This is a genomic window from Cellulomonas sp. WB94, assembly GCF_003115775.1.
In the GTDB taxonomy this organism is placed as follows: Bacteria; Actinomycetota; Actinomycetes; order Actinomycetales; family Cellulomonadaceae; genus Cellulomonas_A.
In genome coordinates this window covers 325,700-351,368 of record NZ_QEES01000002.1, presented here as the reverse complement: position 1 = coordinate 351,368, position 25,669 = coordinate 325,700, and the positions used below count along the sequence as shown (strand labels likewise).

Genomic DNA, 25,669 nt, shown 5'->3' with positions numbered 1-25,669 from the left:
CTACCTTGTGGCACGCCGCGGGTGGAGTCGCCGACTGGGCGGCTGCGCCAACGGCCCGCCTTGTCCGTCGCACCCGTCTCGCAGCCCGCGCAAGAGGAGCTTGGCGCGCACGATTCGAGGAGCGGTCGTTAGTGCGTAGAACACGCTGTACTTGGTGATCCACGCCGCGTAGCCCCACGCCCACTGGGTCGTGAGCAAGCCGGATCGGATCAGCAGGATGGTGTTCCGTGCCATGTAGTAGTTGCGGACGGGCGAGTGGATGTGCACATCGCGCGCGCGTCCGGGAATCCGTTGAGTACGGTCGCCGAGCGAGTGCGCAAGCTTTGCACCTACCACGCCGTAGACGCCGAAGCCCGCGCGCCTGGCGCGAAGTCCCCACTCGAGGTCGATGTGGTCGATGAACCACGACTCATTCATCGGGCCGATCACGTCGAGGGCTTCCATGTCGATGAGGCAGCCGGATGCGATGAGGAACGTGGCATCGATCAGGGCTCCATCCTGTTCGGGGACGACGGCCCGACGAGGACCCCACCGCTGTGAGGCGAAGATCAAAACGGCGCCGCGGTTTCGTTGGTCCACCGTGATGGGGCCGACGGCCGCCGGGGGCAGCCCCCCCTCATCCAGAGCGTGGGTGGCCGCATTGGCGAGGCCAGCGAGGAGGCGGCTCACCATGTCCGGTGCGGGTAGTGAGTCCTGGTCGGACAGGAGGATGAAGTGCGCACCATGCTCACGGGCCCATGCAATACCGATGTTCTGCGCGGCGGCGATGCCCAAGTTGGATCCGAGGAGTCTCAACTTCGCGCCGACTTCGGCGGCCACTTTCGCAAGGTCACGAATCGTCGTCGCGCTGCTGCCGTTGTCGACGATGATGATGCTGCCAACCTGCGGGGCGAGCGCGCGCAACAACTCTGCCGTCGCAGCGACCTCCGGTCCGTAGGTCACGACGACGGCGAACACGTGCTCGAGAGTGGCTACCTCGGCGACCGAACCGTCGCTCGCCGAGGCTGGTTCTGTCTTCACCTCACCGGCGTCTCGACGCGGCATACGCGTCGACCGCCTCGAGCGTGGGCAAGAGGCCTTCCGCGCGTGCGACCTCCAGTGTTGGCGCGGCGACGTCCTTTTCTGACAGGAGCGGGACCAGCGGGCTCCCGTCCCGGGCGGTCGTCGGCCAGGCGATGCCGATCGCGGGATCGAGCGGGTGGATGCCGTGCTCCCGTCCCGGGGCGTATTCGGTCGAGCAGAGGTAGATCACGGTCGAGTCGTCCTCGAGGGCCATGAATCCGTGCCCAAGACCCTCGGACAGATAGATCGCGCGCCGGTCGACGTCGTCGAGCAGAACCGCGTCCCACTGCCCGTAGGTCGGGGAACCGACGCGAACGTCGACTGCCACGTCGAGCACTGCCCCCTTGACGCACGTGACGTACTTCGCCTGGCCGGGCGGGACATCGGAGAAGTGGATGCCGCGGACAACGCCTGCAGCGGACACGGACATGTTCGCCTGCCGCAGGTCCAGGTTGTGCCCCACGGCATCCAGGAAAGTCGTCGACTTGAACCACTCGAGAAAGATCCCGCGGGAATCCCCGAACTGCTGGCTCGTGATCTCCCAAGCTCCTGGAACGGCAAGTTGGCGGTACTCCACGTGGCTCTCCTCCGTCGACGTCGGTCAACGTCTCAGCCTACCGGCGCAGCTAGGCTGACCCGGAACACGTCGTCGGACATGGGAGTGGTTGTGCGTTGGTTGGTCACGGGTGCCCGGGGCATGCTTGGACAGGATCTAGTTGCTCGGCTGCTCGCACGCGGCGACGAGGTGACTCCGTCTGATCGCGACGAACTTGACATCACGGACCCGCGCGCCACGTCGGACGCCGTTGCGGGTCACGACTTCGTAGCGAACTGTGCTGCTTGGACCGCCGTGGACGACGCGGAGACCAGGGAGCCGGCAGCCTTCGGGGTCAACGCGATCGGTGCCGCTTCCGTCGCACGCGCCGCTGCACGCCATGGTGCACGCGTCGTGCACGTCTCGACCGACTACGTCTTCGACGGCACGGCCACCTCCCCATATCGGGAGGACGGCCCTCTGAGCCCCCGTTCGGCATACGGTCGGACGAAGGCGGCTGGTGAGTGGGCGGTACGAGCAGAGGCCGCCGACCACCTCATCGTGCGCACTGCGTGGCTGTACGGTGCCGGCGGTTCTTGCTTCCCAAAGACGATCGCGCGCGTAGCGGCCGAACGTGGCGCGCTCGACGTCGTCGACGACCAGGTCGGGCAACCGACCTGGACGGGTGACCTCGCAGACCTGATTCTGAGGCTTGCTGACGCCAAGGTGCCGTCGGGTGTCTACCACGGCACGTCCTCCGGAGAGACGTCCTGGTTCGGGTTCGCTAGGGCAATCGTTGCTGCGGCGGGACTCGATCCTGAGATCGTACGGCCGACGACGAGCGGTGCTTTCCTCCGACCGGCGCCTCGACCCAGCTATTCGGTCCTCGGACACGACGGCCTGCGGGTCGTGGGTGTCGCACCAATCGCGGCGTGGGAGGAGCGGTGGAAGCTGGCTGCAGGCGCCGTGCTAGGTGGGTGACGTGCGGAGTCATCGCACGCCCCCGAGCTCCCAAGGCAGGATCAGCGGCATGGATCTGACGGTCATCGACCGCTCCGCTGAACGGGCGCGGCCCGGGTTGCGCGGCGTCGGCGACGTCTTCGACGGCTCGCTCGATGTGACCGTTGCATCGCTCGCCTGGTGGACGATTATCTATTTCGGACTCTTGGTCGGACTACCACTATCCGCAGGCTGGGGCGCGTGGTTGGTCGGTACAGCGGGATTGGCCTTCCTCCGAGTTCGCAGACCCTGGTATCCGGCTCCGCCCTCGGGTTGTGGCATCGCGACACCGACCGTCACCGTGATCGCGCTCGTGACTGCCATTCTGGCATCATCGATGTCAAGGCCGGAGTGGGATGACGCCTTCTATGTCACCCGATCCACATGGGTGGCAGATCACGGCGTTCCCGCAGTGCGGGACTTTCTCTTCACAGACGGACGCTGGTCCGCCACCGTTGGTGCGGTTCCCAACGTCAGCTCGATCGAGACGTTCTTTGGTGCAGCAGCTCGGTTCCTGCACGTCGCCACAGGCGATCTCGTCTATCGAGGTTTCGTTCCGGTCGCTGCCTTCGGAGCAGTCTGGTCATTGTGGCTGCTGCTCCGATCACTGCACGCCCGACGTCCGACGGCATCGTTGCTCATCGCGATGGCGTTCCTTGTGATGGGTGGCTACACGCACGCGTCTTGGGGCAACATGTTCATCGGACGCATCTGGCAGGGCAAGGTTGTGCTGCTGGCAGTTCTGGTGCCCTACATCTACGCGGTCGCGGTGTCGGCTTCCCGTCTGGCACTCGACACCGCCGGTCGCATTCCTCGCGTCCTCCTCCTGGTGTTGAGCGCCTGCGGCGTCGCCGCCGTCGGCGCATCGTCGACAGCTGTGTTTCTGGTGCCGCTGATTGCGATTGTGGCCGCCATCCCACTCCTGCTCAGGCGCCTGCGGCCGGCGGCTGCGTGGATGGCCGTAGCACTCTCCGGCGGACCTGTGGCGGCTGGCGTCGCGACACTCCAATCGCCGGTCGGCTCTCGAAACATCATGGTGTCGGAGAGGAACGTTGTCTGGCAGCAGGTGTTTTCTAGCGGCTGGATCGCTGCGTTGGTGATCGGCGGCGGCTTGGCCGTCCTCATCGGTGCGATCTGGCCGCGACGATGGGCGGCGATCGACGCCTCGTCCTACGAGCTGCTGGCGTCCGCCGCCGTCTGCGGGGCTCTCGCCACCCTCACGCCCATGTACTCCCTACTCGTCCGAGCCATGGGGGGCGACGCCATCGCCTATCGACTCGCCTGGCTCGTGCCCGTGCCTGTTGTCGTCGGTCTCGTCGCCAGTATCAGTGTGCGTCGAGTCGCGGCGATCGGATCAATGCTCACTATCGCGATCATCTTCGCGGTCGGCGCACCGATCTGGAACGTCTCGAACGCCGTGCATCTTTCGGGGCTTAGCAGCTGGAAGATTCGCTCCGACGATGACCTCGCGGCCGCCCGATGGGTGGTCTCGCGCCACCCGGCGAATTACCTCGCAGCCAACTGGGTGACGTTCCTGGTAGGCACGGTCTCGTCCGGCCCGCGTCCCGTCGGGACGAGACTGGACTACCTCGAGACACTGAAGGACGTGCCGGGTTCGCACTATGGCCAACGCGTTCTCCTCCAAGGAATCGCCGATGGAGCCGACGGTCGACGCCCATCACAACGGCAGGCGGCTCAGCAGGCGCTGACCGACCTGCGGGTCGATGTCGCTTGCGTTGCGTGGAACGACGCGTTCACCGACACATTGTTCTCCTCATCTGGCTATGGGGTTGGCTTCGTCCAGGGTCCATGGACGTGTTGGGCGCTGGAACTCGGCGGAGCTCATGCCTGAAGTTTTGCCCGTCATGATCAGGCATGGTTCGCAGCGATTGGCGGCCAGCGACCGCGATCGACATGCTGACCTTCGGCCGAACTTCGCGCAGACCCTCGAACAGTCCGATTCGACATCCGTCACGAATCGCAATGAAGGAGCAGCCGGACCGTGAGCAGTGCTCTGTCATGAGAACCCTCGAGAAATTGCGGGGTGGTCTCGTTGAGTCCGGTGCCGCGAGCGCGTTGTTTGGCTACGGGATCTATCTCCTTGTCCTCACCGTGGCGCCCTACTGGCTCAGCTACACGATCTCGGCCGTCGCGAGCGCGCTCCTCGTATGGGCGGTGCATCGGTTCAAGGCGTACCGCACACTCGGGGATCTTGTCGGCCCGATCTTCACAACCAGGACGTACGTGCTCCGATGGGCTATTGGACTGCTGATCGTCCGGCTGTGGATTCGCACATTCGGACTGCCGGCGGTCTGGGCGCCGTTGGTGGCTGCGGCCATTGTGATCCCAGTTGCATCTCTCTGGGGCACGCGCTTCATTGAGCGTTTTCAGACTTTGGCACCCGCGGCTCGGACCTCCGCCTCGAGAGCCCGATCAAACGTCGCCGCGACTGTGCTCACGGCAACGGCAGCGCTAGCGGTTCTGCTGGGATTCTCCTATATCGGGTACGGATATGTCTTCTCCAATGGACTTTGCTGCGCTGACGACTCTTCGATTGCCGTCGCAGCAAAAAACTTGGCTCTTGGGTACGGATACACAACCTCCGTACCTTATCTCGGCGGCGGCGGCATGAGAGCTTTCGACCCGCTGCTGTCTACGGGTCCGACCCTCGTGCTCCCTGCAGCGGCGATCATCAAGTTGTTCGGACCAAGCCCATGGGCTCCCGGACTCGCGACGGCAATCGTGACCACGCTCCTGCTGGCTCTGATTGGCGTGGTGATCGCTCGACACGTCAGCAGAGTTCGAGCGCTCGGGTACCTCGCCGCCATGGTTGCGGTGCAGTACACGACGACTGCGGGTGCGCGTTTCGTGCAGTGGTACTCCTTGCTCGGTGAGGTGCCGGCTGCAATGCTCACCGTTCTCGGCGCAGCGCTACTGGCGTGGGGCGGGGGACGAAGAAGGTCCTTGGTCACCTCCTTTCTCGCTTTCGGGCTCGCTGTCATGGCCAAGACGCTCGCGCTGCTCGGCGTCGTCCCAGCGGTCGTCTGGCTGCTCTGGTTGCTTGTGCGTCGAAGCGGTCTGCGAACGCGCAACTGGACTGACATCGCAATCGCTGCCACGAGTTTCTCTCTACCGATAATTGCCTTTGAATGCTGGAAGCTGTCAACACTCGGCATGACAGGCTACGTTGCGAATCTCCGAGACTTCCGTCACTTCCTGACAAGCACAGGCGGTAACGTGAGTCCCGATGGAGCGGGCGCGGTTTTGGCGAAGATTGCCAACAATGCGACTGTAATGCGCGACAACTTCGGGTTCGGACTCTTCGAACTTGTCCTGGTTGTCATCATTGCAGTGTGCGTGGTCAACTTGTCAGCCGAACGCAATTCGAAAGTATTCGCGGGGCTTGTCGTGGGGAGCGGAACCATGCATCTCGTATGGTTCATGTGCGCGTCCGTAGGTAACCCACGCTATGCACTCATCGGTATTCTCCTTCTCGCTGCAGGTGTTTCGTGCGTCATATTCTCGCGGCCGGCCACGCCCGCTGCTCTAGCCACGATCGTGGTGATACTTCTTGCGGCGGCCCCGGCGTACGCGCGACTGTGGGGCCCGGTTGCTTTCGCTCAGGACGGCGGGTTCCGACCGAATGAGCGGGTGGCGAATCTGCACGCGACGACGGACTATCTCACCAAGCTCGGGCGCGACCAACCATTCGTGGGAGGTTGGTGGGCAACCGTGGTGGATCTGGAATATATGCTACCGAAAGTGGAGAACTTCGAGAATGTTGACGACGTGGATCCCGCGGACATGCGGCGCGGACGGATACTTGTTCGCAATGAATTCTTCGCCGGCTTGGCACCGGCTCCGCTGTTCACCGAGTGGGAGAAGGTGTGCAGCGAGGTTCTCTTCACAGCCCCGCCATATCTGGTGACGCGATGTCCGGACGATCGACAAGTGCAATAGGATCTTAACTATTCACGGCGCAGCGGGCTTGTCGCGCGCTGCGCCGAAGCCCGCACGTCGCCTCAATGGGCCGATCCAAGTGCCAGCGCCGGGAGTGTGCCCCTGCGATGGGCTTTCAGGACTGCGTCGGCTGTTCGCCGGATTCCAACGGGCAATGGTGTCGGCCGCTGGGCCGCTTCGAGCGGCCAGCGCGAGCGCAGCCGCAGGTCGCGAGCATGACCAGTGCCGGGCGTGATGATCTTCTGGGTGACGCCGACGCGGCTCCGCGTGACGGTGCGAACGATGTGGACGAGTTCTGCGATCGTGGTGGCACGCTCGGAGGCCATCACCTGCAACTGAGGCGCGTGGCCGGTCAACAGTCGATGGACGACCTCGCGTGTGAGACGTGCCGCGTCGTCGACATACAGGTAGTCGCGGAGCGTGTCCATGGGAACGTAGATGCTGATCGGACGGTTGAGCGCGGCCTGGACGCACATCTGGCTGATTAGCCCTTGGGGCTTGTCGAGACGTTGGCCAGGTCCATACAGAGTCGAGAAGCGGCCGATCGTGAATGGCACCTTCTCGGTCAGAAGCGAAGACGCGAGGACCTCCTGGCCGAGTTTCGTGCGACCGTACGCGTTCATCGGTTGCGGTTCGGACAGCTCATCGAATGGTGCATGGGCCGAGCCCGCGTACACGCCGGCCGAAGACGACAGGAAGAACCCGCCCACGCCACGTGGTGGCCTACGGGCCAGTCGGGTCAAGAATTCCTCTGTGATCGAAAGCTCGTCTCTGAGACTCGAGGCAGGGGTCGCGATGACAGCTGCTCCTGCCGCCCAGACGATCGACCATCGATCGGTGCCGGATATTCCTCCGCTGAACCGCTCGAATTCGGCGCTCAAGACTGCCGACGCCGCGTGGGGCTCACGCCAAGGGATCGGTTGACTCCGAAACATGTCCAGGCCCGCCAGGGCACGTGTCACTGCCGAGCCCAGAAGCCCGCCACCTCCGACGACCCAGACCCGTGCTGGGCGGCTGCTAGTCATCGCGCGGATTCTCGTCGAGGAAGGTCCCGTAGGGGTCGCCCACAACGACGTAGAGCGGCTTTCCCATCGACATGCTTGCTGCCGTGCCTACGTACTCAGCTATCACACCCAGAGAGATCATGATCACGCCCCCTACGACAAGTTCGGCAACAATGGCGGACGTCCACCCCTGGACCGAAGTGGCACCGGTGATCCGCTCGACGACCAACCAGACCGCGAGCACGAGTCCGAGCGCAGCCGTGAGAAGGCCGAGACCGGAGACGATCCTGAGCGGCCGGGTGCCTGACGACAGGACGAGTCGCCAGAAGTGCGACAGAAGCTGGCGTGTCCGGTAGTTGGAGGCCGCTCGGCCCTCGTCCCGCATGTGAACGGGGCACGTCGTCGCGCGCGCGATGACCCAGCCCAGTGCAACGTCCAGGTAAACACCCGGTCCCATGTAGGCGGCGACGCTGCGGCCCTGCTCGCCGCCGACGAGTCGAAAGCTGTGGAACGGAACGGTCGGACCGGGAGACAGGAGCCGGAGAAACACCGTCTTCACAGTCCAGGACGCGATATTGCGCAACAGAGAGTGCGGAGGCTTGTTAATGGGGCTGGCGTACACCAGGGTCGCTCGTTGATCGAACGCTCTGTCGAGCATTCGGCCGATGTCTCGCGGGTCGTGCTGTCCGTCCTCATCCATGGTCACGATCCAGTCGCCGTCAGTTGCGGTCATGCCCGCAACTGTTGCCGCGTGCTGCCCGAAGTTGCGAGACAGCCAAACTGGCCTGATCCATTCATGCTGAGCTGCGAGCTCACGGATCACGAGGTCGCTGCGGTCGGGCCCACAGTCCCAGGCGAGCACCAGCTCCACGACGGCGAATCTCCGGCCCTCAGGTGTGGTTCGCCCGGCCAAGTACTCCGCGAGCTCGTTGACCAGAGCAGGCAGCGTCTTGGCGCCGCGATACACGGGGATCACCACACTCACAGTGTGGACTCGGGTGCCCTCCGGTGCAGTATCGAGCTGGGTCACAATTTCCCCTTCGTGTGGTTGCCCTGACGGGGTGCCGTCAGTGCCGGATCCGACGTCCCGGCGCGAAACACAACGTTCTTGTACATGACGAAGTTCCACACGGCGGCAACGACGATCCCTGTGCACTTGCCGGCGACGAGGCCGATGGTGTGGCCCACGGGCAGAATTTGGTCTAGGAGGTCGGCGACGGCGAGGATGGTGATTGGCTGGATGATCCAGATGCCGATGGCGCAGACGACGAAGAACAACGTTGCCTCACGTACGGGATGGCCAGTGCGCCCGAAGACGAACCGCCGGTTGCCAACGAAGCTTACGGCCATACCAAGAGTCGTAGAGATGGTGTTGGCAGCGAGGACGCCAAGACCGAGCCGTGTGAGCACGAGAAAGACGCCAAGGTCGACGAGTGTATTGACGACTCCGACCGAGGCGAAACGGCCGACCTGGTGCCTGGCCATGCGTACCAGCCGGTCGCGCAGGATTGCGGTCCGTGGCGCCTTGGACGCGCTCATGATGCTTCACTGGCAGTCACGCGCGCCGCAAGGTGAACATCGTGCGCCTCCGTCGGCTTGGAGCGACCTGAGTGAGCCTTATCCGAGGTGAATGTCATCACCGCGCGAATGGCAGGCCATACGAACAGTCCTGCCAGACCCGTAGCGAACGCGAGCCACGCTGCAGTCAAACCCGGGAGAATGTACCTCAGCGTGACCGTCGATCGTCCGCGCGGTACGTCCAGACGCACTTCGCCTGCTCGTCCGCGCAGTGGTGTCGCGGCGGAGCACGAGGATTTGTCAGTGCAGACCTCCGCCTGCCAGCCGGGGTAGAATGCCTCGTTGAATGACACTGTGGTGTCGGCCTGACTGACGACGTCGTATGTCATTGGGGTGGCGGGTGTATAGGCGACCGGTGTGACCTGGACCCCCTCCCCGCATTGCGCTGTCCGGACGCACCTCAGGACCACGTCGTGTAGCGGCAGCCCGCCGAGCTCCCGCGACGAAGTTACGGCAATGCCTGGCGCAGACCAGAATGCGGCGGCGTCGGCAGCAGTCACAGGGTCGAGCAGTTCGCTGTGAATGGTCTCGAAAGTCTCGGCACCCTTCAGGTTTGCGTATCCTGCGACGCTCAGACCGCCAGTGTAGAAGACGCGTGCCCACCGGGTGTCCAGCATTCCTGCCTCGGAAATCGCGGAGCCGGGGCCGACCCGGGCCGGACGCTGCGTCGTGTGAAGGGGTTGCTCAGGCCTCTGAGCAACGAGAGTATCAACGGGCGAACCGAAGGCGCGTTCGGTAGACACCCTGTCGACGTGCCACGGGATAGTGGTCGTCATGACAGCCAGCAGGCCCGAGCACGCTGCGACCAGGATAAGCCCCGTTACGGCCCGGGTCGCCGAGGTGCGTGACCGCGCGGCTGTCGCCCATGTGATCGTTGCCGCGCATACGACAAGCGCCCACTGTCCGAGCCACGCATATCGGCCGAAGGGTCCACTCGCGCCGACGGCGGCGGCGGCGATGACGACGATCGCAATATAGGCCGCACGCCAGGGCCCAATGTGGCCAAGGATGGATCGAGTATGCGCTTCGCCAGCTGGTACGCCTTTTGCGCAACGCGCTGCGCCCAACATCGCGAGTATGCAGATACTGGCGAGCAACATGAGCTTGAAGTCGTCCATTTTGAATCGGCTCAGGTGCAGCCCTGGGAGCGATTCGACGAGCGGACTCCAGGGCGAACCGGGAAATCCCAAGGCTATCGAAGCCGCCGTAGTGCCGGCGGCGATGCGTGCGAGCGGGTGGCGCCATGCAACGAAACCGACGAGCACCAGGGCCACTACCGGCAAGAAGAACGAGCGCATGGTGATGTCGTTGGGAAGGCGGGGGTCTCCGTAGGCGTAGAGCAACGTCCCGATAAGCCGCCATGAGAATATCGACGTATCGCCGGCCGATGGGGTCCCCAGGCCGCGGACGAGGGCGAACGGGAGGAATCGCAACAACGTCATCAGGATGGCGAGAGTTGTCGCCGCGGCGATCGGCGCGATGTAGTCGCGAATCCGCGGGCGCAGCGTCAACTGGACGAGGAGAACCCAAACCAGGAACGCGTAGACCGAGGCAACTAGCGCGCCAGGGTACATCGCGAGGATCGCTTGCCAGATCACGAGTCCCGCCAGAGGTGGTCCCCACCACCGCTTCCACGCCCACTGGGGTGACACGCACAGCAGGACCCACGGAATCCAGGCATATCCTCGCATGATGTCAAGGTGCGAGGCATGGGCGTAGAAGCCCGACGCGAAGAACCAGATCACGAGCCCCAGAAGTGCCGCGACGTGCGGCAGCCGCCACCGGCGGCCGAGGACGTACATCCCGACCGAGCCGAAGCCGACATGTAGGGCCGAGAGGATCGCCGAAGCGTGCAGGTCAAATGTGGTCACCGCGCTCATCAGTCCGACTGGTAGATACCAGGAGCTGTTCTGGAGATCGAGTGTCGCGGGGTATCCGCCCCACATGTAGGGCATCCACTGCGGGGGTGAGAAGAAGGTGCCATCGCGCCACCAAGCGAACGCCTCGGTGTTGTAGTGGCTCAGAAAGTCCCATCCGACGATCGATCGGCCCGAGAAGTAGTCGTGGAAGATCAACAGCTCAAGCACGACCACCACGGTTGCGACCGTCGTCGCACTTCGGAATCGATCGCGGATGCCGGGTCGGGCGGCCGCCATTTTGTTGCTGTCCGGTCGAGCTAGTCCACTCGGTCTGACGTGCTGTATCACGCTCCACGCTCGAGGAGGTCGAGCAGATAGCCTCCGTAGCCCGACTTCAGGAGCTTCTCCCCTTGCGCGCGCAACCCGTCATCGGACAGGAAACCTCGGCGCCACGCGACCTCTTCGGGCGCCCCGATCTTGAGTCCTTGGCGGTGCTCGATGGTGCGGACGTAGTCGGACGCTTCGACGAGGGAGTCAAATGTCCCGGTGTCGAGCCACGCGGTACCGCGAGGCAATACCTCGACCTGGAGGCGGCCCTGTTCGAGGTACACGCGGTTCACATCCGTGATTTCGTACTCTCCGCGCGGGGAAGGTTTGAGGTCGCGGGCGATCGCGATCACGTCGTTGTCGTAGAAGTAGAGCCCCGGGACCGCGAAGTTGCTCTTGGGATGGGCCGGCTTCTCCTCCAGCGACAGCGCCCGACCTGTCTCGTCGAACTCGACCACGCCGTAGGCAGTCGGGTCGGCGACGCGATAGGCGAAGACGGCACCCCCGTCGATGTCATGGAAGCGCTGGAGCCGGGAACCGAGCCCTGGCCCGTAGAAGATGTTGTCACCGAGCACGAGCGCAGCGGAGTCGTCGCCGACGAACGTGGCGCCGAGCACGAATGCCTGCGCTAGCCCGTTCGGCTCGTGCTGCACGGTGTAGCTGATCGAGATGCCGAACTGCGATCCGTCGCCGAGGAGCCGATGGAACTGCTCGGCGTCGTGTGGCGTCGTGATGACCAGCACGTCCCGGATGCCCGCCGCGATGAGCGTGGACAGCGGGTAGTAGATCATCGGCTTGTCGTAGACAGGCACCAGCTGCTTGCTGACTCCCAGGGTGATCGGGTGGAGCCGAGTGCCCGAGCCGCCTGCCAGAATGATTCCGCGCATGTGGCCCATTGTGGCGCATGCGCAAGGACGTCATGAACGTATCTGGCGTCGAGCCCGGCGGTCCGGTGTCGCCACCCAGGGCTCGTCGCAACCGGCCAGGAGGTCGACGTGATCGAGATCGTCGGCGCGTTGCGCCACTACGCGTGGGGGTCGCGAGTCCTGATCCCAGAACTGGTCGGCATGCCGCCGGACGATCGCCGTGTGGCGGAGGCGTGGCTCGGAGCGCATCCGACCGGACCCTCGGCCATCGTGGCTCCCGACGGGTTGCCCGGCGACCTCTGCGACCTGATCGCGAGCAGTCCGGTCGAGTATCTCGGTGAGGACGTCGTCGCCCGCTTCGGCTCGCATCTCCCGTACCTCCTCAAGGTGATCGCTGCTGAGAAGCCTCTGTCTCTCCAGGTGCACCCGCACATCGATCGCGCCCGGGAGGGCTACGAGGAGGAGGAGCGCGCGGGAGTTCCGATCGATGCACCGCACCGCAACTACAAGGATCCCAACCACAAGCCCGAGCTCGTGCTCGCTCTCACGAAGTTCGAGGCACTCTGCGGGTTCCGCGCTCCACGACGGGCAGCGGAGCTGTTCTCGGGGCTGCAGGCGCCACTCGCGAAGGAGCTGCACGGCGTGCTGACGGCCCAGCCGACGGTCCAGGGGATCCGCGCTGCGTTCACGCAGCTGCTGGAGCCGAGCACACGGCCGAGTGCGGCCGAGGTCGAGGAAGTCACGGAGGCGTGCCTCGCGCGCCTTGCGGTCGGTTCGACGTCACCGCGGGCGGACCGGACGGTGGGGCAGCTCGCCGCGGCGTATCCGGGCGACCCGGGTGTGGTGACGTCGCTCCTTCTCAACCCCGTGACGCTGCAACCGGGCGACGCGATGTTCGTACCTGCTGGGGGCGTCCACGCATACCTGCACGGACTTGGCATCGAGGTCATGGCGAGCTCTGACAACGTGTTGCGTGCCGGCCTCACGCCCAAGCACGTCGACGTCCGGGAGCTGCTGCGGAACGTCGACTACGTCGCGGCGCCGCCGATCCGCATCGCGCCCGAGACGTTCCACGGCGCGACGAAGGTGTTCTACGCCCCGGTCGACGACTTCGAGCTGTCGGTGACCACCATCTGTGACGACGTCGCCCACCCGATGCCGGGTCGCGGTCCGCGGATCCTGCTGTGCCTCGAAGGGCGGGTGACCGTCACCTCATCGGGTGCAGGTTCGCTGACCCTCGAACGCGGGCATGCTGCTTTCGCGCCTGCATCTGACGGCCGACTCACAGTGACGGGCGCCGGGAAGCTCGTGCAGGCGGACGTCCCCTGAGGATCCTGACGCCGGCGGCGCCCTTGTGCCGAAGGGAGTGCCTCTAGACTCGAGCAGTGCGGGCGGCGCCGATAATGCGACGCTTTGTCCTTGCACGCTTGTGCCTGACCCGCTGGTCGTTCGGTGACCCGGTGGTCGAGTGCACGCGCCAGAAGACCAGCCATGGGCGCAGAGCAGCCCAGGGCAATTCCCGCACCGATGCATCGAGCGCACGACCTGGACCGAGGGGAACATGTGACAACCGCTCTCCTCTGCGTGGCAGCGGCGGCGCTCTGCTCGGGCACCGCGACGGTCCTGCAGGCGCTCGCCGCCCGCCGGATGCCCGTCCACCCCCGGCTCGACCACGTCCTGGTAGGTCGGCTGCTGAAGAGTCGGACGTATGTCGCCGCGCTGCTCCTGGTCGGGGCGGGGTCGGTGCTCTCGCTGGTCGCGCTGCGCACCCTGCCGCTCTTCGCTGTGCAAGCCGGCCGCGCGTCGAGCCTCGCGGTCGCAGCCGTGCTGGCGACCGTCGTGCTGAGCGCACATCTGCGGTGGATCGACTACTCGGCGCTCGTCGGCATCGGGACCGGCCTCGTGCTGCTCGCGCTGTCGGTCGCCCCCTCGCCGGCGGGCGCGGCGAGCAGCGCCACCGAGGGCGTGCTCGCGGGTGTGGTCGTCGCGGCGGTCGTGGCGGCGGCGGTCGCGCTCCGGATGAGCTCGGCGTCGCGGGCCGGGCTCGTCATGGGTGCCATCGCGGGTGTGGCCTTCGCCGTCGTGGCTGCCGGTGCTCGGACGCTCCCGAGCCTGGCGCCCGCGGTTCTCGTCGGAGATCCCGTCGCGTGGACGATGTGCGTGGCCGGCGTCGTGGGTCTCGCCGTCAACGCGCTCGCGTTGCAGCGCGCGGCTGCGGTGGCCACGACGGCGCTCATGGTCGGGATCGAGACGACGCTCGGTGCCGGGCTCGGCATGGTGCTGGCGGGGGACCGGCCTGTGGTCGGTGCCGAGGTGCGGACCGCGATCGCGTTCCTGCTCGTCCTGCTGGGCACTCTGGCGATCGCGCGGTTCGCCTCGCCGGACGGCGTGCTGGTCGCGGCGGGGCTCGAGGCCGTGGCGGACGACCAGGTGGCCGAAGCAGACGAGCCGGCCGACGAGGCAGCTGTCGTCGCGGGCGGCCCGCCGGCTTCCTAGCCGGGGAACCTCAGCTGGTGGCGGACGTCACCGTGATCCGCTCGGTCGCCACGAGCCGGTCGCGGCGACTCGCGTCCGATGCGAGCGCCTCGGACATGACGGGGTCGACGAGGACGACCGAGCCCGTCGATCGCAGCGCGGCGAGCACGTCGTGCAGCGCGCGTGCAGTCCCGTCGGCGACCGAACCGCTCGCCGAGGTCGGCACCAACGCGCGGGCACCGTCCGGGATCGCAGCGTTGACGGGCCAGGCGATCAGCTGCGCATGTGTGACCTCCAGCCCGGCACCGACGAGCGCGGGCGCGGCCGGGTCGACCGGCGGCGCCCAGCCGAGGACGTCCCCATAGGTCATCACCGCCGCGGCGGCGTCGACCGCACCGGCCGGCAGTGCGGACCCGAACGTGCGGGCGAGCACCGGCAGCGCGACCGCGACCACGGGAGCTGGCCGGTCGAACTTGTCGGGCCGGTCGGTGACGACCACCTCGACCTCCGACGTCGACGCGTCCGACCCCAGCACCACGCAGGCGCCGACCCGCCACGCGGCGAACGCCCACACGACGGTCCGCCAGTGCGGGGGCAGGTCGACCAGGACGCGCACGCCAGGCCCGGCGTCGAACTCCTCGACGAGCAGGTTCGCGGTCTTGCTCACCCAGTTCTCGAGGACCGCTCCGGACAGCTCGATGCGCTCGCCGCCGTCGCCGTACCACGTGAGGCGTGGCCGACCTGGCTCGCGCTGGAGGGAGGCAAGAACATCGGCAATCGTGGGTGCTGGCACGGCCACAGCGTAGGTCGTTCGGCGTGTCGCGGAACTTCACCCGACAAACCGCGACAACTAGCACAGCCCGGCTTGACGGGTGAGAACGACACGCGTGTAATTCGTAGGAACCGTTTCAGATCAGGAACTGTCGCGGGGTGGCGCATCCGTGCGTCGCACTCGCACATGGTGAACAGCACCATCGAGCACGGAGGAACCCATGTGGAATCTGCTCGACGACGACGGATCCTTCCCCTCCGACGCACGCCACGCCACGTCGATGACCGAGGCGCCGTCCAACGTCCTGCCGATCTTCGGCACCCCCGATGACGACGGCGTCATGGGGTGGCAGGAGCGCGCGCTCTGCGCCCAGACCGACCCCGAGGCGTTCTTCCCCGAGAAGGGAGGCTCGACCCGCGAGGCCAAGAAGGTCTGCACAGGTTGCGACGTCCGCTCCGAGTGCCTCGAGTACGCCCTCGCGCACGATGAGCGGTTCGGCATCTGGGGTGGGCTGTCCGAGCGAGAGCGGCGCAAGCTCAAGCGTCGTGTCGTCTGACGTTGCTGGGCCGGCCGCGCGCATGATGTCGTGAGGATGACTGACTCAACGCTGACCACCCCCTCGCGCGCCGGCACCGCATCGTTGCGGCCCGTCGCCGCCGTGACGGCCGTCGTCGTGACCCACGGCGTGAGCCGATACCTCGCCACGACGCTGGCCGCGCTCGCGGCGCAGACCCGCGCGCCGGGTCGCGTCCTCGTCGTCAACGTCGCTTCGGAGCAGGACGCGAGTGTGTCGCGGGCTGCGGGCGACGCTTTCGCGGCGCAGCCACCCGACAGCTCGTGGGACGGGCACGGTGCTCGCGCGCCCGAGGTCCTCGCGGTGCACGCTCCCGGAGCCCGGACGTTCGGCGACGCCGTCCAGCGTGCCCTCGCCGGTCTGACGTCCCAGGTCCAGACCGCCGCAGGGCAGCCGTGGCTGTGGCTCCTGCACGACGACAGCGCGCCCGAGCCGTCCGCGCTCGCCGAGCTCGTCCGCGCCGTCGAGAAGGCTCCGTCGGTCGCGATCGCGGGCGTCAAGCAGCGCACCTGGACCGACCCGCCCCGACTGCTCGAGGTCGGCGTCCGCACGTCGAGGTCGGGGCGGCGGATGACCGGCATCGAGGATGCCGAGGTCGACCAGGGCCAGCACGACGGCCGTGACGACGTGCTCGGGGTCGGCATCGCCGGTGCTCTGGTCCGTCGCGACGTCTGGGATGCGCTGGGCGGCACCGATCCCGCACTGGGTGCGTTCGGCGACGGGTTGGACCTGTCTCGGCGCGCGCGCCTCGCGGGGCACCGGGTCGTCGTCGTCCCGAGCGCCGCCGTGCGGCATGCGCAGGCCGGGTATCACGGTCTGCGCGACGCGGCGGTGGCGGATGTCGAGGTCGACGCCGACTCGGACGGCGTCCCCGACTCGGCGGATCCGCGCCGGTCGTTCGCCGCGCGTCGGCGTTCACTGCTGCACCAGCGGCTCACGTCGGTGCCGCTCCCACTGCTGCCCGTCATCGCCGTCCTGGCCGTGGTGGTCGGGGCGATCCGCTCGCTGGTACGGGTGACGACCAAGGAGCCGGCCCTCGCGGTCACCGAGCTCGGGGCGCCGTTCCTCGCGCTGTCACGGCTCGGCGCGATCGCCCGGTCCCGGACGCGAGCCCGCGCCACCCGGCGGCTCCCACGTCGCGCTCTGCGCCCCCTGCAGGCCACGTGGCGGGACGTGTGGGCGGAGTGGCGGGACCGTCGGCTCGCGCGCGCCGAGGCGCGGAAGGTCGGCCAGGCGCCGAGCGAGCTCGAGATGGGGGAGCTCGCCGGGCTCGCATCGCGTCGCCGCGTCGGGCTCGGGGCTCTCGCGGCCGTTCTCGTCGGGGTGACGGCGCTCGCACTCGGGCAGGTCCTCTCGGGTGTCGTCGGCGGCGCTGCCTTGGTCGGCCCCGCACTGGTGCCGAGCGCGGCCCGGCTCGCCGACCTGTGGGCCGCGGCCACCTCGGGCTGGGTGCCCGGAGGGCTCGGAGCTCCAGGCCCGGCGGACGCGCTGCTTGTCGCACTTGTCCCGGGCACAGCCGCGCTCGGGTCGTCGTCCGCCGCGGTCGCAGGGCTCCTGCTCGGTGCCGTCGTCCTCGCGGGCGTCGGCGCATGGTTCGCGGCGGGGGCGGCGACGCGCTCGGTCGGTGTGCGCGCCTGGGCCGGGATCGCCTGGGCCGCTGCGCCCGCGCTGCTGCTCGGGCTCGGTGAGGGGCGGATCGGCGCCGTGCTCGTGCACGTCATGCTGCCGTGGGTTGGGCTCGGGCTCGCACGGGCGATCGGCGTGCAGCGCGTGGACACGGTCGTCTCGGGCCTGGTCACCGCGCGGCGCAGGGACGACGACGTGGTCGACGACCCGGATCTCGACGCGGACTGGCGGGCCGAGGTCGCCGCGCACCGGGACGAGATCCAACCGACCGAGGAGGACGACGGCGGTGCCGATCGTCCGGATCACGTCGCTGCCGCGGACCACTTCGCTGCCGCCGGCGACGCGGCGGCCCTCCGCGCGACGGCTCGTGCCGACCGGGCCGCGGACGCTCGCGGGCGCACGGTGGCCGTCATCGAGCCCGCGGTCGATCAGAGCCTTCGCGTCGGCGCGCCCACGCCCACCGGGTCGCTGGCAGCAGCGGCAGGCGCAGCCCTGGCCTTCGCGGCGGTCGTCGCGGGGGCGCCCGCGCTGATCGTCCCTGGCGTGCTGGTGCTGCTGGCGGTCGCCCTGTGCGCACCCCGCGGACGGGTGCGGGTCCTGCTCGTGCCGCTGCCCGCGCTCCTCCTGCTCGGACCGACTCTCGTCGAGGCCGCCGGCCGCGGTGCGGGCGGACTGCGCCTGCTGCTGGCCGATCCGGGACCCGCGCTGAGCTCGGTCGCCGCGAGCCCCGTCGAGCAGCTGCTCGGCGTGCCGGCGTCGGCGGGGCAGATCGTGCCGAGCGGCCTGACCGGCGTGCTGCGTGACGTGTGGCCGCTCGCCGTGGGCGGGGCTGTCCTGCTCCTCGCACTGCTGGCCCTGCTGCGCGGGTCGCCGGTGGCTCGCGGGGTCCGGGTCGCGTGGCTCGCCGCCGCGGCCGGGCTGGCCGTCGCCGCGGTCGCGGGGCTCGTCCCCGTCGCGGCGTCCGACGGCGGTGCGGTGCACGGCTGGCCCGGGAGCGGGCTGTCGTTCGCCGGTGCCGGGTTGCTCGCGGCCGCGGTGATCGGGACCGACGGCCTGAGCGCGCGGCTCGCGAGGTCGTCGTTCGGCTGGCGTCAGCCGGCCGCGGTGCTGCTCGCGGTCGTCGTCGTGGCCGCCCCGGTGGCGACGCTCGGCGCGTGGTCGTGGCAGGCGCGGACCGGCGACGCGACCCGGTTGACTGCGCTCGACCGGCGCGTCGTGCCCGCCGTCGGGCAGCAGGCGCAGGCCTCGCCGACGGCTTCCCGCGTCCTGGCACTGACGGCCGGTGCCGACGGCGTGATCACGTGGCAGCTCCTGCGGGGCGACGGTCCGCAGCTCCTCGAGGAGTCCGCAGCCGTGCGGGCGCGCGGTCTGAGCGGCTCGATCACCGACGCCACGATCGTCCCGGCCGACGCCGGCACGGCCGAGGTCGAGGACCTGGTCGCCCGCCTGGGCTCCGGGTCGAGCGGCGACGTCTCGTCGGACCTGTCGGTGATCGCGGTGGCTGACGTTCTCGTGCCACCCGCGACCGGAGATGCGAACGCGACGGCGCGGGCCCAGCTGGTCGGGAGGCTCGACTCGACCGCGGGGCTGGAACGGATCACGGCGAACTCGTCCGGGGTGATCTGGCGCGTCCAGCCGGCGACGGTGGCCGGTGCGGCCGCCACTCCTGTCGTCAGCTCGTGGGCCCGACTCGTGACTCCGCCCGCGGCGGGGGCCGCCGAACCGTCAGGCCAGGCCACCGGCGCGACAGACCCCGTCGGGATCGCCTCGGACGGACGCTCCATCGACACCCGGATCCCGGCTGGCACCGCCGGACGACTCGTCGTGCTCGCCGAGCGCGCCGACGCCGGGTGGCACGCGACCCTCGACGGGCACCCGCTGCGGTCCGTGTCGGGCGGCTGGCGTCAGACGTTCGAGGTCGGGGCTGACGGCGGGCGGCTCGTCGTCGAGCTCCAGGCGCCGAACCGTGTCCCGTGGCTCGTCGCGCAGGGCGTGGTGGGGCTGCTCACGCTCCTGCTGGCGATCCCGGTCCGACGACGGAAGGCGGGACGGCGATGACCGACGACGTGAATGCTGGCACGTCGTCGCGCGTGTGGCGCGGCCGGATCCTGCGTGCGACCACCGCCGTGGCCGCGCTCGGGCTGGTCGCCGCGGTCGTCGCGAGCCCGCGCCCGGCCCGCGGGGACCTGGCGGGCGCGTCGGACGCCACGCTGGTCGCCGTGGCGCCGCCCCGCACGACCCTGGTGTGCGCAGGTCCGCTGATCCTGCCTGCTGCCGGGAGTGCCGACTCGGCCTTCAACCGGGTTCCGGTCGCACCGGTGACGCGGGTGGACGCCGTGACCGCGCCGGGCGCCGACGCGACGGCGGCGACGGGTTCGCTCGCTCTCCTCGGTGCCGCGACGGCGACCGCAGCGCTGGACCCGTCGACCGGGAGTGCGTCAGCGGGCATCGACGGACCGTCAGCACCCGTCGTCGTGCAGGCAGACCCCGCGGGCTCCGACCCTGCACGGGCGGCGGGGGTCACGTCGGCGCTCGTGACCGCAGGAGACCTGCGCGGCCTGACCGCGTCGAGCTGCCAACGCCCCGCCACGGACCTGTGGCTGGTCGGAGGCAGCACCGAGATCTCCAGCTCGGCCGACCTTGTGATCGACAACGCCGGGAGCACGTCGAGCGACGTGACCGTCGAGGTGTGGGGACCGTCCGGCAAGGTCGAGCTTGCGGGCGGCGAGCACGTCCTCGTCGCGCCCGGAAGCGAGCAGGTCGTCGGGCTCCCCGGGATCGCGGCCGAGCAGCGGCGCCTCGTCGTGCACCTGGCCGCAGCCGGGGGGAACATCGCCGCCCACGTGCAGGACTCGTTGCTGCGGGGCTTCACTCCTGCCGGTACCGACCTCGTCGTTCCCGGCGCTGCCCCCGCGACCCGGCAGGTCGTCTCGGGGATCGTCGTGGGCGCCTCGACTGTCGCAGACTCCGATCCTGCGGTCCTGCGCGTCCTCGTCCCGGGTGGCACGGCGGCGACAGCGCAGATCACGATGCTCGGTCCCGACGGCGTCGTCGCGCTGCCCGGGGCGGACTCGATCGACGTCGCACCCGGTGAGGTGACCGACGTGCCGCTCGGGGGCCTGCCGCCCGGCGCGTACACGGCGGTCGTCGACGCACCGGTGCCGCTCGTCGCAGCGGCGATGATCACCCGACCCGGTCTGCCGGGCGAGCTCGACGACACCCCGACCCTCGAACGCGCGTGGGTGGCGTCCGCGACATCCGGTGCCGGGAGCCTCGTCGCCGTCCCCCGCGGGACTTCCGCGAGCCTGGTGATCGGCGCGGTCGCGGCCGGCGCCGACACCACAGCGGGGGGCGCGGTCACCGCGAACCTGCGGGCGCTCGGCCCGGACGGCAGTGTCGTGACGGAGCGCGCGATCAGCGTCGCCGCGGGCAGCACGACCCACCTTGACGTCGCGAACCTCGGCCTCGGAGTCACGGGGATCGAGCTCGAGCCGGCGGGCGACGACCCCGCGGGCGTGAGGTTCGCCTGGTCGCTGATCGTCACCGTGACTCAGGCGGACGGGGAGCTGGTGTCCGTCCTCCTGCCGACCCCCGACGGTCAGGACGTCAAGCAGGTCCCGGTCCGCGCCGGCACACGGCTGGGACTCGGCTGAGCGGTCTGCCTTCACCGCTCAGCCGACGCCGGTCGGACGAGCGGGCAGGTCACCAGCGGTGCGCGACGTCCACCACGATCCGCGAGCCGGTGCCGGGGCCGTCGAGGGTGAAGACCCGGAACGGCAGGCGTGCACGCGTGCCCAGCCCGATCGTCGTGTAGCCCTCGAACGAGCCGCCCCACGCGACTTGCCGGAAGGTCCGGTACGTGGCGACCTTGGCGAGCTCCTTGGGGTTGGCCGGTGTGTACGTCGCGGTGCCGGTGTTGACGTCGTACGCCGGGTCGTGGACGACGATCTGCAGGAACGCACGCCCGCGCAGGGCGATCGCGAGGCCCGAGCCCTCCGCAGCGACCTGGCTGACGTAGCCGACCGTGTAGCCACCCGCCGGGCCGGCGACGTCGATGACCAGCCTGTCGTAGCACGCGTGGCGGCCGGTGCGGACGGCGGTCATCGGCGCGCTCGACATGGCGGGGTCGGTCTTGGTGAGCGAGCCCCAGCGAATGCCGCAGTACGGGGACGCATCGGCGGGGGAGGCGAGCGTCACTCCGGTGGCCGCGAGCAGGACGACGAGCAGGACCCTCATGAACCGCTTCATCGCGGCACCCTCTGTCCACTCAGGTGCAGTCCGTGCGACCGGTTCGGCCACCACGGCCGACGCGGCCGGCGCAGGGGTTCCGGCGTCGCCGTGCTGCCCTGCCAGGCTATCGCCGGTACGTCACGAAATCGACACGAAACGGACCACGACCCGCGTCACGAGGGGTCACCGCGCGGCGCGCAGCTCCACGAGCTCGCGGACCTTCAGCCCGATGCGCAGCGCGACCCGCACCGGCCACTCGAACCATCGGTCGTAGCGCCCGGTCAGGTAGCGCGTGGCGCTCGCGTGGTGCGCCGAGATCATCGTTGCGGGGCGCTCGCGCCAGGAGGTCCCGCCCACGTGCGTGACCTGCGCGGACGGGACGTACACGTTGTTCCACCCCGCTCGCCCGAGCCGCTCGCCGAGGTCGAGGTCCTCGAAGAACATGAAGTACGACGGGTCGAACCCCCCGACCGCCTCGAAAGCCTCCCGGCGCAGCAGGAGGCACGCACCGGACAGCCAGCCTGCGGTCCGCTCGGTCCCGACCTGCTGCTGGCGGCGCTGGTAGGCGCGCGTCCACGGGTTTCCCGGCCAGACTCGGCCGAACAGCGCGTGCCCGGCTCCCTGGGTGAGGGACGGCAGCTCGCGGGCGGACGGGTAGACGGTTCCGTCGGTGTTGAGCAGCGCGGGTCCGAGCGCGCCGGCCCGGGGGAGCCGGTCGGCGGCGTCGAGGAGCAGGTCGAGCGACCCGGGGTGCCAGACGATGTCCGGGTTGACGACGACGATCCACGGCTGGGTGGCCCCGTGGGCGCCGAGGTTCGCCGCGACGCCGTACCCCAGGTTGCCCCCGGGCGCCACGACGCGACCGCCGTGCGCCTGGGCCACCCGTCGGGACTCGCTGTCGTCGGTGCCGTTGTCGACGAGGACCAGCTCGAGGGGCGCCGTCGTGGCCTGTCCGATCGAGGCAGCGAACGCCTCGAGCTCAGGTCCGGGGTGGTAGACGACGCAGACGACGCGGACTGCGCGGGGATGGGTCGGTCCGGCGGTGCTCATCGTCGTCCAGGTTAGTGCCCGTCGGAGTAGCCCGGGTCCACGTCGTCGGGCGACCGGCCGAGGAGGTGCGCGACCTGTTCGACGACGACGTCGTGCACGAGGTCAGCGAGGTCGTCGTGGTCGAGCGCGCGGGTCTCGAGCGGGCGGCGGTACACGACGATGCGAGCAGGGAGCCCGGCGTCCGCAGGGAAGTACCGGCCGAGCGGGACCCCGCCGCGCTCCCAGGGCGCGGGGTTGGACGGCGGGACGTCCTCGACGGCGAACTCGGTGCCCTCGAGCTGGCGCGACCACTGCTTCTCGAGCCCGTCGACCGCACCCAGGACGAGCTCGTCGAACCGCCGCGCGCGCGACCGGTACGCGGGCACCGTCGCGGGCAGCAGAGGTCCGCGCGGACCGCGCCCACGCCGGTCGCGGCGCCGGACCGGGCGCGGCTCGACGGGCTCGTGGGGGACGGGGGAGCTCACCTCGGCACTGTAACGCGGCGTGGCCGTGCACTGCGGTCGCGCGCGCGGCGGTACCGTCAGCCTGTGAGATCCGTCCGGCAGTGTTCGCGCCCGGCGTGCGTCCGGTCGGCCGTCGCCACCTTGACCTATGTGTACGCGGACTCGACCGCGGTCCTCGGTCCGCTCTCGACCACAGCCGAGCCGCACTCCTACGACCTGTGCACGGAGCATGCCGCGCGGCTGACCGCGCCCCGGGGCTGGGAGGTCGTGCGGTTGACGCCCGACTTCGTCGAGGTGGGCCCGAGCAAGGACGACCTGCTCGCGTTGGCCGACGCGGTCCGCGAGGCCGGCCGGCCGCGCGCGACCGCCCGACCTGCAGTCGTCGAGCCCGCGGGACGGCTCGCACCGGCCTCGGCGCTCGCCGAGGGCAGTGCACCTCGTCGCGGGCACCTGCGCATCCTGCGCGGGGACGAGGGCTGAGCCCGTGACGTCCACGAGGAGCGGCGCAGCGGCCTCGGACGAGCCCGGCCGCAAGCCGCGGGCACGCAAGCCGGTAGTCGCGACGGAGCCGTTGGGCTCCCTCATCCAGGGTGACGACCTGGCCGGCCCGGGCGGGTCGGAGTGCCGGTCGTGCCGGGGGACGCTGCTCACGCAGCTGCGGATGGTGCTCGGTGACGGCACCCCCGTCGTCTTCGTGTCGTGCCACCAGTGCGAGGAGCGGACCTGGTTCGCGCTCGACGGGACAGGTCAGGAGCTGACCCGCGAGGACGTGCTCGAGCGCAGCGCCAAGCGGTGACCAGTAAAGTTGCCGCGTGCCCACGAACGACGCAGTGACCGCTGCCGCAGGGCCTTCGCGTGACCTGTCGGACCTCATCAAGGCCTACGACGTGCGCGGCGTCGTCCCCGACCAGCTGAGCCCCGAGGTCGCGCGGGCGATCGGCGCCGCCTTCGCCGACGTCGTCGTCGTCCCCGAGTCTTCAACGGGCCTGCGTCCGCAGGCCGTCATCGCCCACGACATGCGTGCGTCGGGTCCTGAGCTCGTCGTGGCGTTCACCGACGGACTGACCTCGCGCGGGGTCGACGTCACGCTCACCGGGCTGGCATCGACGGACGGTCTGTACTACGCGTCGGGGCTGCTGGACGTCCCCGGCGCGATGTTCACCGCGAGCCACAACCCGGCGCAGTACAACGGCATCAAGATGTGCCGCGCGGGTGCGCGCCCGGTCGGTCAGGACTCCGGCCTGGCCGCCATCCGTGACCTCGCCGCGCAGCACCTCGCTCGCGGCGTCCCCGCGCTGCCCGACGACGGCGTTGCGGGCAGCGTCACGGAGCGCGACCTGCTCGCGGACTACGCGGGGTTCCTGCGCTCGCTCGTGGACCTGTCCGCCATCCGCCCGCTCAAGGTCGTCGTGGACGCGGGCAACGGCATGGCGGGGTTCACCGCCCCGGCCGTGCTCGGGACAGGCGCGGGCCTGCCAGCGCTGCCGCTCGACGTCGTCCCGCTGTACTTCGAGCTCGACGGCACGTTCCCGAACCATGAGGCGAACCCGCTCGAGCCCGCGAACCTGCTCGACCTGCAGGCCGCCGTCGTCGCGCACGGCGCGGACCTCGGGCTCGCGTTCGACGGTGACGCGGACCGCTGCTTCGTGGTCGACGAGCACGGCGACCCGGTGAGCCCGTCGGCGATCACCGCGCTCGTCGGGCTGCGGGAGATCGCCCGGGAGCGGGCTGCGGGCCGCACGCCGACCATCATCCACAACCTCATCACCTCCCGCGTCGTGGCGGACCTGGCACGCGCTGCGGGTGCCACCGTGGTGCGCACGCGGGTCGGGCACTCGTTCATCAAGGCCGAGATGGCGCAGCACGACGCCGTGTTCGGCGGTGAGCACAGCGCGCACTACTACTTCCGCGACTTCTTCTTCGCGGACACGGGCATGCTCGCGGCGCTGCACGTCCTCGCGGCCCTCGGTGGCCAGCCGCACCCCTTGTCCGCCCTCGCCGAGCTGTACCAGCCATACTCGGCGAGCGGCGAGATCAACTCCCGGGTCGCGGACGTCCCTGCGGCGCGCGCACGCGTCGTGCAGGCGTACGTGACCGACCAGGGCGCCGGGCCGGTCGAGGTCGACGAGCTCGACGGGCTGACCGTCTCGCACTGGGGCACCTCGCCCCAGTGGTGGTTCAACCTCAGGGCGTCCAACACCGAGCCGCTGCTGCGGCTCAACGTCGAGGCCGCCGACGAGGACATCATGGTCAAGGTGCGCGACGACGTCCTCGCGCTCGTGCGCACCGGCCTGACCGAAGGGATCTGA

22 protein-coding genes are annotated in these 25,669 nt (G+C 69.1%); 11 read left to right on the top strand and 11 right to left on the bottom strand.

Going from position 1 to position 25,669, the window contains the following annotated elements; genetic code table 11:
- Together DDP54_RS02800 and rfbC are read right to left on the bottom strand one after the other, a co-directional pair.
- The gene (locus tag DDP54_RS02800; RefSeq protein WP_197711292.1) at positions 1-957 is read right to left on the bottom strand and encodes a glycosyltransferase family 2 protein; all 957 of its coding nucleotides are present in this window, start codon (positions 955-957) and stop codon (positions 1-3) included.
- Between the two features lie 64 nt (positions 958-1,021).
- The gene (gene rfbC / locus DDP54_RS02795; protein ID WP_109130462.1) at positions 1,022-1,639 is read right to left on the bottom strand and encodes a dTDP-4-dehydrorhamnose 3,5-epimerase; all 618 of its coding nucleotides are present in this window, start codon (positions 1,637-1,639) and stop codon (positions 1,022-1,024) included.
- A 78-nt stretch (positions 1,640-1,717) separates the two neighbouring features.
- Between rfbC and rfbD the strand changes: the two genes are divergently transcribed.
- From rfbD to DDP54_RS02780, 3 genes are all read left to right on the top strand, one after another.
- Positions 1,718-2,578, top strand: coding sequence for a dTDP-4-dehydrorhamnose reductase (rfbD, locus tag DDP54_RS02790; RefSeq protein WP_197711291.1), 861 nt, complete (start codon positions 1,718-1,720; stop codon positions 2,576-2,578).
- A 49-nt stretch (positions 2,579-2,627) separates the two neighbouring features.
- Positions 2,628-4,448: a DUF6077 domain-containing protein gene (locus DDP54_RS02785; protein ID WP_146192347.1), complete on the top strand. Its 1,821-nt coding sequence runs from the start codon at positions 2,628-2,630 to the stop codon at positions 4,446-4,448.
- A 167-nt stretch (positions 4,449-4,615) separates the two neighbouring features.
- Positions 4,616-6,556 (top strand): hypothetical protein, encoded by a 1,941-nt coding sequence (locus DDP54_RS02780; RefSeq protein ID WP_146192346.1) that lies wholly within the window; start codon positions 4,616-4,618, stop codon positions 6,554-6,556.
- A 62-nt stretch (positions 6,557-6,618) separates the two neighbouring features.
- Here DDP54_RS02780 and DDP54_RS02775 read toward each other — a convergent pair whose 3' ends face one another.
- The 5 genes from DDP54_RS02775 to rfbA form a co-directional block, all read right to left on the bottom strand.
- A complete protein-coding gene (locus DDP54_RS02775) occupies positions 6,619-7,581 on the bottom strand; it encodes an SDR family oxidoreductase (RefSeq protein WP_109130459.1) in 963 nt (320 codons plus the stop codon).
- The gene (locus tag DDP54_RS02770; protein ID WP_242448178.1) at positions 7,574-8,539 is read right to left on the bottom strand and encodes a glycosyltransferase; all 966 of its coding nucleotides are present in this window, start codon (positions 8,537-8,539) and stop codon (positions 7,574-7,576) included. The genes DDP54_RS02775 and DDP54_RS02770 overlap by 8 nt, the downstream gene beginning before the upstream one ends.
- A gap of 47 nt (positions 8,540-8,586) precedes the next feature.
- Positions 8,587-9,099: a GtrA family protein gene (locus DDP54_RS02765; RefSeq protein WP_109130458.1), complete on the bottom strand. Its 513-nt coding sequence runs from the start codon at positions 9,097-9,099 to the stop codon at positions 8,587-8,589.
- Positions 9,096-11,234, bottom strand: a complete 2,139-nt coding sequence (locus DDP54_RS02760; RefSeq protein WP_146192345.1) for a hypothetical protein — start codon at positions 11,232-11,234, stop codon at positions 9,096-9,098. Before DDP54_RS02760 ends, DDP54_RS02765 begins: the two co-directional genes overlap by 4 nt.
- 107 nt (positions 11,235-11,341) lie before the next feature.
- Positions 11,342-12,211: a glucose-1-phosphate thymidylyltransferase RfbA gene (gene rfbA / locus DDP54_RS02755; RefSeq protein WP_109130456.1), complete on the bottom strand. Its 870-nt coding sequence runs from the start codon at positions 12,209-12,211 to the stop codon at positions 11,342-11,344.
- 108 nt (positions 12,212-12,319) lie between these two features.
- Here rfbA and manA point away from each other — a divergent pair, with 108 nt between their 5' ends.
- Together manA and DDP54_RS02745 are read left to right on the top strand one after the other, a co-directional pair.
- Positions 12,320-13,519 carry a mannose-6-phosphate isomerase, class I gene (gene manA, locus DDP54_RS02750; RefSeq protein WP_109130455.1) on the top strand — a complete coding sequence of 400 codons (1,200 nt, stop codon included), beginning with the start codon at positions 12,320-12,322 and terminating at the stop codon, positions 13,517-13,519.
- A gap of 234 nt (positions 13,520-13,753) precedes the next feature.
- Complete coding sequence (locus tag DDP54_RS02745) at positions 13,754-14,686, top strand: hypothetical protein (RefSeq protein ID WP_146192344.1); 933 nt, start codon at positions 13,754-13,756, stop codon at positions 14,684-14,686.
- Positions 14,687-14,696: 10 nt separating this feature from the next.
- Here DDP54_RS02745 and DDP54_RS02740 read toward each other — a convergent pair whose 3' ends face one another.
- Positions 14,697-15,458: a TIGR03089 family protein gene (locus tag DDP54_RS02740; protein WP_109132300.1), complete on the bottom strand. Its 762-nt coding sequence runs from the start codon at positions 15,456-15,458 to the stop codon at positions 14,697-14,699.
- A gap of 199 nt (positions 15,459-15,657) precedes the next feature.
- On the opposite strand from DDP54_RS02740, the gene DDP54_RS18795 reads away from it, so the two are divergent.
- From DDP54_RS18795 to DDP54_RS02725, 3 genes are read left to right on the top strand one after another with little or no spacing between them, the layout of a single operon-like run.
- Positions 15,658-15,993: a WhiB family transcriptional regulator gene (locus DDP54_RS18795; RefSeq protein WP_109130453.1), complete on the top strand. Its 336-nt coding sequence runs from the start codon at positions 15,658-15,660 to the stop codon at positions 15,991-15,993.
- Positions 15,994-16,029: 36 nt separating this feature from the next.
- On the top strand, positions 16,030-19,695 hold the full coding sequence (locus DDP54_RS02730) for a glycosyltransferase (RefSeq protein ID WP_109130452.1): 3,666 nt from the start codon (positions 16,030-16,032) through the stop codon (positions 19,693-19,695).
- Positions 19,692-21,290 carry a DUF5719 family protein gene (locus DDP54_RS02725; protein WP_109130451.1) on the top strand — a complete coding sequence of 533 codons (1,599 nt, stop codon included), beginning with the start codon at positions 19,692-19,694 and terminating at the stop codon, positions 21,288-21,290. The genes DDP54_RS02730 and DDP54_RS02725 overlap by 4 nt, the downstream gene beginning before the upstream one ends.
- Before the next feature lie 49 nt (positions 21,291-21,339).
- Here the strand turns inward: DDP54_RS02725 and DDP54_RS02720 are convergent, their stop codons facing one another.
- The 3 genes from DDP54_RS02720 to DDP54_RS02710 all read right to left on the bottom strand — a co-directional run bounded on the left by DDP54_RS02720 (position 21,340) and on the right by DDP54_RS02710 (position 23,381).
- Entirely contained in the window at positions 21,340-21,885 is a 546-nt protein-coding gene (locus DDP54_RS02720; RefSeq protein WP_109130450.1) for a hypothetical protein, read from the bottom strand.
- A 165-nt stretch (positions 21,886-22,050) separates the two neighbouring features.
- The gene (locus tag DDP54_RS02715) at positions 22,051-22,917 is read right to left on the bottom strand and encodes a glycosyltransferase family 2 protein (RefSeq protein WP_109130449.1); all 867 of its coding nucleotides are present in this window, start codon (positions 22,915-22,917) and stop codon (positions 22,051-22,053) included.
- A gap of 11 nt (positions 22,918-22,928) precedes the next feature.
- Entirely contained in the window at positions 22,929-23,381 is a 453-nt protein-coding gene (locus DDP54_RS02710; protein WP_197711290.1) for a metallopeptidase family protein, read from the bottom strand.
- A 63-nt stretch (positions 23,382-23,444) separates the two neighbouring features.
- Here DDP54_RS02710 and DDP54_RS02705 point away from each other — a divergent pair, with 63 nt between their 5' ends.
- The 3 genes from DDP54_RS02705 to DDP54_RS02695 are packed head-to-tail and all read left to right on the top strand — an operon-like array spanning position 23,445 to position 25,669.
- Entirely contained in the window at positions 23,445-23,840 is a 396-nt protein-coding gene (locus DDP54_RS02705; RefSeq protein ID WP_109130448.1) for a DUF3499 domain-containing protein, read from the top strand.
- A gap of 4 nt (positions 23,841-23,844) precedes the next feature.
- The gene (locus tag DDP54_RS02700) at positions 23,845-24,156 is read left to right on the top strand and encodes a hypothetical protein (RefSeq protein ID WP_109130447.1); all 312 of its coding nucleotides are present in this window, start codon (positions 23,845-23,847) and stop codon (positions 24,154-24,156) included.
- 16 nt (positions 24,157-24,172) lie between these two features.
- Positions 24,173-25,669, top strand: coding sequence for a phosphomannomutase/phosphoglucomutase (locus DDP54_RS02695; protein ID WP_242448177.1), 1,497 nt, complete (start codon positions 24,173-24,175; stop codon positions 25,667-25,669).